This window comes from Microbacterium sp. TPD7012 (assembly GCF_003075395.1).
Taxonomy (GTDB): domain Bacteria; phylum Actinomycetota; class Actinomycetes; order Actinomycetales; family Microbacteriaceae; genus Microbacterium.
In genome coordinates this window covers 658,922-670,188 of the sequence record NZ_QDFV01000003.1, presented here as the reverse complement: position 1 = coordinate 670,188, position 11,267 = coordinate 658,922, and the positions used below count along the sequence as shown (strand labels likewise).

General features: G+C 68.7%; 12 protein-coding genes. 7 read left to right on the top strand and 5 right to left on the bottom strand.

What is annotated here, in order from left to right:
- From DC434_RS11390 to DC434_RS11365, 6 genes are all read left to right on the top strand, one after another.
- The coding region (locus tag DC434_RS11390) for a UDP-galactopyranose mutase (protein ID WP_279303209.1) at nucleotides 1-172 on the top strand (172 nt) is incomplete at its 5' end.
- Between the two features lie 10 nt (nucleotides 173-182).
- Nucleotides 183-974 (top strand): ABC transporter permease, encoded by a 792-nt coding sequence (locus DC434_RS11385; RefSeq protein WP_116635374.1) that lies wholly within the window; start codon nucleotides 183-185, stop codon nucleotides 972-974.
- Complete coding sequence (locus tag DC434_RS11380) at nucleotides 974-1,708, top strand: ABC transporter ATP-binding protein (RefSeq protein WP_116635373.1); 735 nt, start codon at nucleotides 974-976, stop codon at nucleotides 1,706-1,708. The genes DC434_RS11385 and DC434_RS11380 overlap by 1 nt, the downstream gene beginning before the upstream one ends.
- A gap of 224 nt (nucleotides 1,709-1,932) precedes the next feature.
- The gene (locus DC434_RS11375; RefSeq protein WP_116635372.1) at nucleotides 1,933-2,727 is read left to right on the top strand and encodes a hypothetical protein; all 795 of its coding nucleotides are present in this window, start codon (nucleotides 1,933-1,935) and stop codon (nucleotides 2,725-2,727) included.
- 7 nt (nucleotides 2,728-2,734) lie between these two features.
- Nucleotides 2,735-3,337 (top strand): sigma-70 family RNA polymerase sigma factor, encoded by a 603-nt coding sequence (locus DC434_RS11370; RefSeq protein ID WP_243408898.1) that lies wholly within the window; start codon nucleotides 2,735-2,737, stop codon nucleotides 3,335-3,337.
- The gene (locus tag DC434_RS11365; protein ID WP_116635370.1) at nucleotides 3,334-3,885 is read left to right on the top strand and encodes a hypothetical protein; all 552 of its coding nucleotides are present in this window, start codon (nucleotides 3,334-3,336) and stop codon (nucleotides 3,883-3,885) included. The genes DC434_RS11370 and DC434_RS11365 overlap by 4 nt, the downstream gene beginning before the upstream one ends.
- A 15-nt stretch (nucleotides 3,886-3,900) precedes the next feature.
- On the opposite strand, the gene DC434_RS11360 is transcribed toward DC434_RS11365, so the two are convergent.
- From DC434_RS11360 to DC434_RS11350, 3 genes are read right to left on the bottom strand one after another with little or no spacing between them, the layout of a single operon-like run.
- Nucleotides 3,901-4,494 (bottom strand): hypothetical protein, encoded by a 594-nt coding sequence (locus tag DC434_RS11360; protein WP_243408897.1) that lies wholly within the window; start codon nucleotides 4,492-4,494, stop codon nucleotides 3,901-3,903.
- Between the two features lie 2 nt (nucleotides 4,495-4,496).
- Nucleotides 4,497-5,459 (bottom strand): glycosyltransferase, encoded by a 963-nt coding sequence (locus tag DC434_RS11355; protein WP_116635368.1) that lies wholly within the window; start codon nucleotides 5,457-5,459, stop codon nucleotides 4,497-4,499.
- Entirely contained in the window at nucleotides 5,456-7,366 is a 1,911-nt protein-coding gene (locus tag DC434_RS11350; protein WP_116635367.1) for a glycosyltransferase, read from the bottom strand. The genes DC434_RS11355 and DC434_RS11350 overlap by 4 nt, the downstream gene beginning before the upstream one ends.
- Nucleotides 7,367-7,516: 150 nt before the next feature.
- On the opposite strand from DC434_RS11350, the gene galE reads away from it, so the two are divergent.
- Entirely contained in the window at nucleotides 7,517-8,506 is a 990-nt protein-coding gene (gene galE, locus DC434_RS11345; protein ID WP_116635366.1) for a UDP-glucose 4-epimerase GalE, read from the top strand.
- 35 nt (nucleotides 8,507-8,541) lie between these two features.
- On the opposite strand, the gene DC434_RS11340 is transcribed toward galE, so the two are convergent.
- Both DC434_RS11340 and DC434_RS11335 read right to left on the bottom strand, forming a co-directional pair.
- Nucleotides 8,542-9,840, bottom strand: coding sequence for an O-antigen ligase family protein (locus DC434_RS11340; protein ID WP_116635365.1), 1,299 nt, complete (start codon nucleotides 9,838-9,840; stop codon nucleotides 8,542-8,544).
- On the bottom strand, nucleotides 9,837-11,252 hold the full coding sequence (locus DC434_RS11335) for an O-antigen ligase family protein (RefSeq protein ID WP_116635364.1): 1,416 nt from the start codon (nucleotides 11,250-11,252) through the stop codon (nucleotides 9,837-9,839). The genes DC434_RS11340 and DC434_RS11335 overlap by 4 nt, the downstream gene beginning before the upstream one ends.
- Nucleotides 11,253-11,267: the final 15 nt, after the last annotated feature.

Here is an 11,267-nt window from a genome sequence, read left to right as displayed (position 1 = left end):
GTACTACCCGGTGAACACGCCGTCGGATCGTGAGGGGCTGCTGGCTTACCGCGACCTGGCGAAGGGCGAGAAGGACGTGCACTTCGGCGGACGCCTCGGCACGTACCAGTACCTCGACATGCACATGGCCATCGGCTCGGCGCTGTCGCTCTGGAACAACACTCTCTCCTAGACTCGACATCGTGAGTCACGCTGCTGTCGGGGCGCCCGGGACGCCCCGGCGCTATCTGCATTCGCTGTGGCTGCTGTCGGCCCGCGACCTCAAGGTCCGGTACGCGACGAGCTTCCTCGGCTACCTCTGGTCCGTCCTCGATCCGCTCGTGATGAGCGCGATCTACTGGTTCGTCTTCACGCAGGTCTTCCACCGCACCGTCGGCGAGGATCCCTACATCGTGTTCCTCATCGTGGCGCTCCTGCCGTGGGTGTGGTTCAACACCTCGGTGTCCGACTTCACGAGGGCGTTCAAGAAGGACTCGCGCCTGGTGCGGTCGACGGCCATCCCGCGATCGATCTGGGTGAACCGCATCGTGCTGAGCAAGGGGATCGAGTTCCTCTTCTCGATTCCGGTGCTGGTGCTCTTCGCGGTGTTCAGCGGCGCGACCGTCAACTGGATGCTGCTCTGGTTCCCCGTGGCGATGCTCATGCAGGTGACGCTGCTCGTCGGCCTCGGGCTGCTGGTGGCTCCGCTCTGCGTGCTCTACGCCGACCTCGAGCGGACGACGGCGCTGATCCTGCGCGCGCTCTTCTACGCCTCGCCCGTGATCTACAGCTTCCAGGACCTGCCGGCGCCGTTCGACACCATCGGCGCCTTCAATCCGCTGGCGGGTATCTTCACCCTCTACCGCGTCGGATTCTTCCCGGAGCTCTGGCAGACGACCCCCGTCGTGATCAGTGCGGTGATGTGCATCGTCATCCTCGCGCTGGGCGTCTGGACGTTCCGGAGCCTGGAGCGTCCCGTGCTGAAGGAGCTGTGATGTCCGCGGCCATCGAAGTCCAGGGACTCGGCGTCCACTTCCGACGGAACCGTCGTGGACGACGCAGCTTCAAGGATCTCTTCTCCGGGGCCTCGCGACGCTCGCGTCCCGGGGAGTTCTGGGCGCTGCGCGACGTCTCGTTCACCGTGCAGCCGGGCGAGTCGATCGGCGTGGTCGGGCGCAACGGCCAGGGCAAGTCGACGCTCCTCCGCCTGGTCGCCAAGGTCCTCCTGCCCGACACGGGAACGGTCACGGTCAACGGGGGAGTCGCCCCGCTGATCGAGATCACGGGCGGCTTCGTCGGCGACCTCACGGTGCGCGAGAACGTGCGGCTCACGGCCGGATTGCACGGGATGTCGCGCGAGGAGGTCTCCCGTCGATACGACGGCATCATCGCGTTCGCCGAGCTGGCCGGCTTCGAGGAGACCCCCTACAAGCACCTCTCCAACGGCATGAAGGTGCGCCTGGCGTTCTCGGTCGTGTCGCAGCTCGACGAGCCGATCCTCCTGGTCGACGAGGTGCTCGCGGTAGGGGACAAGGCCTTCCGCGAGAAGTGCTACACCCGCATCGACGAGCTGCTGGCCGAAGGGCGCACGCTGTTCTTCGTGAGCCACAACGAGCGCGACCTCCGTCGCTTCTGCACGCGGGGCCTCTACCTCGACAAAGGCGAGCTCGTGCTCGACGCGCCGATCGCCGACGTGCTGGCGCAGTACAACGCCGACTACAACGCCTGAACCCTTCCTGTAACGTTGGGCGTCCTCGCGACACTCCCTGGTGAGGGCCGCATCAGCGGATCCCGGAGTTCAAGGGGGAGGTCGGTGTGGTGAGGTCGATCGCAGGGCGTGCGCGCGGGGCGGTGGTGCTGGTGCTGGCCCTGGCCGCCACGGGGTGCGCCACACCACGCGCGGAAGAGGTGCGAGAAGGGGGAGCTCTCGGCGCCGGGATATCGTCGACGTTCATGACCGAAGCCTCGGGGGCGGTCATCGAACGCGACGGACAGACGAATCTCTGCTTCGGAGTACTCCAGCCATATCCTCCTGCATGCGCCGGCGGGGTGGAGCTCGCCGGGTGGGACTGGGAAGCCGTCGAGGGGCAGTACGAGGAGCACGCAGGCGTGCGCTGGGGCGACTTCACGGTGACGGGAGTCTACGACTCGGACGCCGAGACCCTCGCCGTCGTCTCCACGGGACCGATCGCCGCGACACCGCCCGCCCATCCGACAGGTCCGATCCTGCCTTCTCGCTGCCCCGCGCCGGATGGCGGATGGAAGATCGTCGACGAGACGAGAGCGTCCTATGAATCGTTGAACGCTGCGTTCGGCCTGATCGCGAGCGTGGAGGGATACGGCACCATGTGGATCGACCGCAGCGAGATCCCGACCGTGCCGCCCGGGACGGATCCCCTCGAGGCGTTGCGGCTCAACGCCGTGCACGCCGGGCTCTCGATCATCAACGTCGGGGTACGGTCGGATCCTGCGGGGGCGGAGGCACGGATCCGCGAAGTATGGGGAGGAGCGCTCTGCGTGTTCTCGGTCGACTTCACCGATGCGGAGCTGAATGCGCGGGTTCAGGAGATCATGGCGGATCATCAGAGGATGACGGAGCATCAGGTCATGACGACAGGTCCGGACGCATTGACAGGCGTGATCACGATCCAGGTCGTCCACGACGTGGACGGTGCACTGCAGCGGGAGATGGACCAGGAGTACGGACCCGGCGCGGTCGTGGTCTCATCGATCCTCGTTCCGCGCTGAGCTACCTGTGACTGACCCCGGGCAGAGCATGGACTGCAGCGACGCCGACCTCTGGGCGCAGGCCTGCGCCGGCGACGCCGACGCCTTCGCCGCTGTCTTCGATCGGCACGTCGACCGTGTGCATCGACAGGCGCGGCGATTCGCCCATTCGCGTGAGGACGCCGAGGACGTCACGGCGATGGTGTTCCTCGAGGCGTGGCGGCTGCGCTCTCGGGTGAGAGTCGTGAACGGCTCCGTGATCGGATGGCTGCTCGTGACGGCGGCCAACATCGCGCGGAACAGCGCCCGGACCCGGATGCGGCACGAACGCCTCCTCCGACGACTGCGGCCCGACGTCGTCCCCGATCATGCGGAGGAGGTGCTCGATGCCGAGACGCGCTCGCATCGCCGAGGTGAGGTGGAGACGGCCTTCGCGCGGCTGAGCGCGTCGGATCAGGAGATCCTCGCGCTCTGCGTGATCGAGGAGGTCGCGCCTGCCGATGCGGCCAGGCTGCTGCGCGTGCCCGCCGGAACGGTCCGCACGCGACTCAGTCGCGCGAAGCAGCGGCTGCGCGTCGCGATGACCGAGCTCACCCCGGACGCCCGGGTAGGCGGAAAGGGGACGACATGAGCGGAAGCACGGGAGGGATCGATCCGGAGTTCCGCGCACGGCTCCGACGAGCCCTGGTCACGCAGGCGACCGACGCGCGACCGGTGAGGCGTGGAACGCGCCTCGCGTGGGGTCTGGTCGCCGGGGTGTGTCTGCTCGCCGGGGCCGGGACCGCCTGGGCGCTAGCCGATCGGGGGTCGGAGCCCGTCGCCGGCGGCCTCGAGACGCGGTCGGTGGATGTGGTCTGCGCTGCCGTCGCCGGACCCGTCGATTCCCTGTCCGGGTCCGGGGGTGCGCTCTCGGACCCGCGCGGCATCGCGGTGTCTGTCCCCGTCCCGAGCGGAGCCAACCCGTCGCCCGAACTGATCGAGGAATGTGCGCGACTATGGGATGAAGGGCTGCTCATGAGTGTGGAGTTCCAGAGCGGCAGCCCGCAGAGCGCCCCGGTGGGCAGGCCCGCACTGGCGCTGTGCAGCCTCGCCGACGGCGCACCCGTCGTGATCCCGGCACCCGACTGCGCCTCTGCGGGCATGGTCGACTGGACGGAAGAGGATCGATCCGGGTCCTGATCCGACCCGACGACGTCAGAGTCCGACGAGGGCGCGCAGGTCCTGCACGGCCGCACGGGCGGCATCGATCGTCTCGGCGGGAGCGGCGCCGACCGTCAGCGCGGACTGCAGGTCGGTCAGCCGCTGCGAGTACACCGAGAGCCCGTCACGCCATCCGTCGGCGATCGAGGCGGGCGGCTGCGCGTCGGAGAGGCGCTGCACGTCCTGCTGGAGCGTCTCGACGACCGGGAGCGCGTCGGGTCCGTTGGCGCCGGTGATGATGTCGAGTCCGCGCGGAGCGTCGTTGAGCCAGCCGCTCACCTGACCGCGGAAGGCCTCGATCGTCGGGTCGGTCGCCGGCGGAGGGTCGACGATCGGAGTCTGGCTCGGAGCCGGCGTCGCGGACGGCGTCGGTGTCGGTGTCGGCGTCGCGCTCGGGGAGGCCGACGGCGTGGACGACGGGCTCGCGCCGGGGGTGGGGCCGTCACCTCGAGGGAGGAAGAGGAAGAGCAGCACGCCCACGATCGCCAGAGCGGCGACCGAGAGGCCGACGATCAGCCAGATCCGGCCGGTGCGCTTCGGGGGAGCGGGGAGCGGGGCCCACCGCAGTTCCGGCTGCTGCTCGTCCATCGTCATGCCTCCAGCGGTTCCATCGGCTGCCAGGTGCGGTCGCGTCCGGCCTTGCCGCCGTCACGGATTCCGCGGAAGAGGTTGCTGGTCCCGCGCACGGTCCTCTCCACGAACACGAGCCGGATCAGCTCCTTCGCGAATGTCGCCGCGGTGCCCAGCCCGAACAGGACCGGGTTGTAGACCCCGTGCACACGGTAGTACTGCTTGATGAACCCGCGATTGCGCATGATGTAGTAGCGATACGCGTTGCTCGACGCGTTCATGTGGCGGATGCCCATGTCCCACTGCTTGATCTCGCGCGTGCGCCGCAGGACGAACTCGTCCACGATGACGGCGGTGGTTCGGCGCGAGGCGAGCCACCCGTACATCTGGTCATCCCAGTAGATGAAGAACCTCGGGTCGGGGAGGCCGATCTGCGCGACGATCGAGCGGTGGATGAACATGCCCTCGAAGCATCCGCTGTTCATCTCCTTGAATCCGGAGTCGTCGAATCCGGACGGCGCGAACGGGATCGGGATCCCCATGCGCTCCGCGATGCGGTACTGCCAGTAGAACTCGCTGCCGTCGTAGTCGATGCGGCGGCCCTGGATGCTCTTGAACCGCGGCGCCCACTTGCCCATCTTCGCCAGGCCGTCGGTGAGGACCTCGACGTCGTCGTCCATCATCCAGATCCACTCGGAGCCGAGCTCGTACGCGGTGCGCATGCCTTCGCTGAATCCGCCGGAACCGCCGGTGTTCGTCTCCAGGCGGCGGTAGACGATCTCGGTGCCGATGCCCTCGCGGAAGGACTCGACGACGGCGGTGGTGTCGTCGGCGGACGCGTTGTCGATGATCACGACATGGCCGGGCTTCGGGTCCATCGCGGTGATGCTCGTGAGCAGGCCCGAGAGCAGGTGAGAGCGGTTGAAGGTGACGATGACGATCGTCGCGGCCGTGGGGTCGAATGCAGCGGGCGCCGCGGTCATGCCTTCTCCTCGAAGATCTGCTGCCAGGACTGGGGTGAGACGAGCTCGGGGAGCGCCTCGCGGTACTGCTTCTGCAGCTGCGGCCACCGGCGGCGCAGCTCGGAGTGCAGTCGGATGCTCTCGCGCAGCATGCGGCGGTACTGTCCGCGGTCGCGCGTGTAGATGTTCTTGCCGGATCCGTCCGCGGCGCTCACGAGCGCGCTGTCGAAGGCGGGGACGCGCCACCACAGGGCGTCCTCCTTGCCGAACTCGACCTCGGGCTGCGCGATGTTCGCGGGGTGCGGCCGGTGCAGCCAGTGGGACAGCAGCGTGCGGAGCGTGAACACCCGCAGCCGGATGCCTGTCGGGTTGTCCAGATCGTTCTTCGACAGCTGCTGGAACACGCGGCGGCCGCGTCGGGAGTGCAGCACCCTCGCCGGATCCCGGTGCACGACGGTCTCGGGGAACTCGGGGGCGAGTGCGCGCGCGGCGGGCATCGCCGTCGCCAGGTTCCGCCGCATGTGGTCGGGGCCCGACAGGATGTCCCGCAGAGCGCGGGCGCGCAGAGCCACCGGGTAGTACTGCATCATCATCAGGTGCTTGAGGTCGACACGTCTGCTGTGCTTCAGCAGCGCTCCTCCGCGTGGGGCGCCGGAGTGCAGGAGGCCGGCGACGATCCGGTTGCGGGCATGGAAGTACGCCTGCCAGTCGATCGTGTCGTCCTTGTTGACCCAGGAGACGTGCCACAGGGCGACGCCCGGCATTGAGACCGTCGGGAACCCGGCCTCTCCTGCGCGCAGGCAGAACTCGGCGTCGTCCCACTTGATGAACGCGGGGAGCGCGAGGCCGACCTTGCGGATCACGTCGAGGGGGATCAGGCACATCCACCAGCCGTTGTAGTCGGCGTCCATCCGGATGTGGAGCAGCGTCGACTGGCGCAGGTTCGACACGCCGAAGTCGTGCGGCATCTTCTCCTGATAGAGGTTGCGCCACATGAACGGGTCTTCGTCGACGACCTCTGCCCAGCCGTGGAGCTTGGGGCGATCGAGCAGGTCGAACATGTGCCCGCCGACGAGCACCGGCGTCGTCGCGTACTGGCCGAACACGATCGAGCGGCGCAGCGACTCGGGCTCGAGGCGCACGTCGTCGTCGAGCAGCTGCACGAAGTCGCTCTCCGGGCGCTGCAGCGTCTCGTGCATGGCGCGGGCGAACCCGCCGGATCCGCCCAGATTCTCCTGCCGGATGACCTGCAGCGTCTCCCCGAGGCTCTGGGCGACCTCGTCGAAGCCGTCCTGCGCGGAGACGAGCTGCGACCCCTGGTCGACCAGGAAGATGCGGTCGACGAACTCGAGCGCGTCGGGGGAGGCGGCCAGGGCGCGCAGCGTCTCGACGCAGTAGTCCGGCTTGTTGTACGTGGTGATGCCGAGCGACGCCTTGCCGGACCGCGCTGGCTCCTGCTCGGTCGTCCACTCCGCGCCCTCGAGCACCGCGGGCTTCTCGTCGGCGACGATGTCGAACCAGATCCAGCCGCCGTCGCTGTACTGCGTGAGGTCGAGGTCGAACGAGGTCGTCGCCTCGCCGGTCACCTCACGGGTGGCGACGCGCTGGCGGATGCCGGAGCCGTTGGAGCGGTAGACGAGGATCGTCGCGGGCCCCGTCGTGCGGACGGTCAGCCGGACCTCTCGGACGCTGGTCCAGTGCTGCCAGTAGGAGGCGGGGAAAGCGTTGAAGTAGGTGCCGAGCGACACACGCCGCCCGGCGACGATGCGCGCTCGGTGACGGCCGAGGATATTGCCGAGGTGCGCACGGTTGGACACGCGCACGGGCACGTCCTCGATGACCGACCACGTCTCGGGATCGGCGTACAGGGGAAGCAGATCGGGGTCGCGATCAAGTGGGAAGACGACGTTCTGAAGGACGTGGGCCACTGGGTAAGTTCTCCGATGTTGGTGTCGCAGACCGCTGTGGCGGGACAGCGCGCGACGCGACGAGCAGTGAGTAGCCTACCGTCCGTCGCCTTCGGATCTGCGGAGAGTCGGCTCCACGTGCCGCCCGGGCGTCTGGCTAGACTGAGGGCGATGAAGGTATTGATCACCGGCGGCGCCGGCTACATCGGGTCCACCGTCGCGACGGCATGCATCGAGGCCGGCATCGAGGTCGTCATTCTCGACGACCTGTCGACGGGCCTCCGCGCCTTCGGCGAAGGCCGCAACCTCTACGAGGGCGACATCGCCGATGCGGCCCTTCTCGACCGCCTGCTGTCGGACCACCCGGACATCGATGCGGTCGTCCACTGCGCGGCCCGCGCGGTGGTGCCGGATTCCGTCGCCGACCCGCTCGGCTACTACGACTCCAACGTCGGCAAGACGGTGCTCCTGCTCCAGCGACTCCGCGACGCCGGCATCGCCCGCATCGTGTTCAGCTCGTCCGCCTCCGTCTACGCGGGGGAGACCGGGGAAGGCGTCGATGAGAACGGTGTCCTCGCGCCCTCCAGCCCCTACGCGACCACCAAGGCGATGGTCGAGGAGATCCTGCGCGACGCGGCCGCCGCCGGCGATTTCCGTGCGATCGCGCTCCGCTACTTCAACCCCATCGGCGCCGACCCGCAGCTCCGGACCGGGCAGCAGAACCCGAGGCCCTCGCACGCGCTGGGCAAGATCATGCAGGCGCATGCCGCCGGCGAGCCGTTCACGATCACCGGCACCGACTGGGCGACGCGCGACGGATCGGGGCTGCGGGACTACATCCACGTCTGGGACCTCGCGCTCGCGCATGTCGCGGCCGTGCAGCGGTTCGACGAGGTCGCCACCGCGGACGAGCCGTACCGGGTGATCAATCTCGGCACCGGCGACGGCGTGACGGTGCGCGAGCTGGTCGCCGCATTCGAACGCGTGACCGGTGAGCCCCTCGCCGTCGTCGAGACCGGTCGCCGTCCCGGCGATCAGGCCGGCGCCTTCGCGATCGTCGATCGTGCGGGTGAGGTCCTCGACTGGCAGGCGGAGCGCTCCGTCGACGACGGTGTGCGCGACGCCATCGCCTGGGCCGAGAAGCTCGGTACCCTGCGCTGAAGGTCGTGCTCTGAACCGGGCTCGCCCCGGCCGCATCACTCCTGCGGGCGGAGCGTCGGGATCGAGCTCGTGTGCGCGGCGTCGATGTTCTCGCGCCAGGACCGGGACTGGCCGGCGCGCAGGGCGCAGAGCACGAGCATGAACCAGCCGGCCCCGACGATCGTGAAGCTCTCGAACATCGAGTCGACCGCGAGCGTGACGAGGGTGATCGGCGTCCACGCGTAGACGACGGACCGCCGCACGCTGGCCACCAGCCACGAGCGCACCAGCGCCACGCCGCCGAGCAGCAGGAAGAGCACGAGTCCGATCGAGCCCAGCTGCAGGAGCACGTCGAAGAACGCGTTCAGCGCGCTCTGATGGCGGTCGTCGAGCTGGAAGTTGATGTAGGTGAACGGATACTCGCCGCGCGCCCAGTCTCCGAACCATCCCCAGCCCTGGATCGGCTTGACGGCGACGAAGTCCAGGATCGTGTTCCAGAGCGTGGCGCGGATCGAGAAGTCGGAACCGGCGTCGAGGAGCGCGATGATCTGATGCCGCAGCGCGAACGCCACGGTGAGCGCCAGAGCGACGAGGATTCCCAGCATCCACTGCACGAGGTTGCGCCGTTCCGGCGACGCGTGCCGGACGATCGTCAGCGCGACCGTCACGATGCCGACGGCGACGGCGAGCACCAGAACGGTCGGAGAGGAGGAGAGGAAGGCCAGCGATCCGGCGAGGGCGACCGACACCACGGCGAGTGGAGGGTCGACCGACTGGGTGCGCCACTCGATCACGAACGTGATCAGCGCGATGACCGCGATGAACCCCAGCATGTTGCGACTGCCGAAGAGACCCTGGATGGGGCCGCCTGCGGCCAGATTCCCCTGGACGCCGAGGAAGGCGAACGGGACGTCGAGCAGGATGCCGGACAGGATCTCGATGCCGAGCGAGACGGCCAGCAGCCCGCGCAGCGTGTCACCGATCGCGCGGACCGTCTGCAGCGTGTCGCGGATGTGGCCGACGGTGATCGCCAGGAAGGCGAACCCGAACAGGGAGAGCCAGCCGAACACCGTGTCGGAGCGGTCGGTCGTCCAGACGAGGCTCACCAGGGCCCAGCAGAGGAACGCGAAGAGCGAGGAGGGCGCGATGCGCAGCGGCGACAGCTCCTCCCGGCGGACCCAGAGGATCGCGCCGCCGAGAAGGCACAGCGCCGTGATGACCGCGGCCAGGGTGACGGCCGACGTCATCTGCTCGATCGCGAACGATCCGAACACCGCGGTGAGAGCGGCCAGCGTGAACGCCCGTGCCATCTCGACGGACCCGAGAAGGCGCACGATCGGGCGGACCGGTGTCACGGAACCCGCCGCTGGCGCGCGCCGCGTTCGAAGAGGAGGTCGCGCTCGCCCACGCCCACCAGCGGAACCGACTTGAGCTTGAACGACAGCAGCACCAGCAGCATCCATCCCCAGAGCATGATCGGGGTCGACTCGGAGAGCCCCTGCACGAGGAGGACGATGGTGAACAGGCTCGGGAGCAGCGTGAGCGGCGAGAACGGCCGGGCGGCCTCGAGGTCCCAGCGCGGCCGGTCGACGGCGAAGAACCACGAGCGCCACAGCAGGCTCACGTAGGCGAGCGCCATGAGGACGACCCCGAGCGCGCCGAGTTGCAGCAGCACGTCGAGCCACATGTTGTGGGCGTGGAAGACGGTGATGCCGTGGTCGGTGATCCAGCCGTCGAACGCGGGGTCCGTCGGGATCCAAGGACTCGAGAAGCCGTTGCCGAAGAGCGGATGCTCGCCGGCGCGCTCGAGCACCTTCGACCAGATCAGGTCGGAGCGGCCCGTGAGGTCGGAGCTCCGGCCCAGAAGCGCGAGCAGCGGCTCCCGCACCAGCCACACCGCCGCGACGCCCAGGACCGTGCCGCCGATCGCGATCACGTAGACGCGGGTGCGCGCTCCCGGAGTACCGGCTCGCCGCATGAGCAGGGCGACCACGAGCACCACGGCGGCCGCAGCGGCGCAGACCAGCGCGGTCGCCGACGACGTGCGGAACAGGAAGTAGGCGGCCAGGAGCGACCACATCGCGAGGGTGGTCCGCCAGCGTGCGCGCGCGGCGAAGAGCACGCCGAAGGTGATGATCGCGAAGAGCGAGATGATCGCCAGCAGGTTGGCGTTGCCGACGATGCCCTGGATGCGACCGCCGTCGAACAGGTTGTCGCGCACCCAGTACCACTGCGGGTCGATCTCGCCGTCCGGTAGCGTGGCGAAGTTGGGCAGCAGCGGGCCGTGGATGACGAGGGAGACCCAGAGCTCGAGAGCCAGCGAGAGCCCGAGGATCCACTTGAAGGCCGACGACAGGGCGCGGACGATCTCGTGCCAGGTGAGCACGTGCGCGATGAACAGGCCGTTGATCGTGACAGCGGCGAGCAGCACCCAGGTGAGGAGCGTCGGTCCGCGCCACTGCGACCAGGCGACGGAGACGAGCGCGAGCGTCGTGTAGCCGAGTGCCGACCAGGGCAGGCGCCTCCAGCGGAAGGGCTGCGGTCGGTTGCGAGCGAGCATCGGGATGCCGATCGCGAGCGTGGCGAGGGTGAAGGCCGCGAGGACGATCCCGGCGCCGATCATCCCGAGCAGGTTGTAGACGGCCGAGTGCGCGAACGTGACGAAGAGCACCAGGATCACGTAGGCGCGCAGCAGCAGATGCCCCGTCGACTCGCGCTCCGGCGCGGTGGGCGGGGGCGCCACGGGATGCTTGGTGTACTGAGCCATCGCGTTCAGGCTACC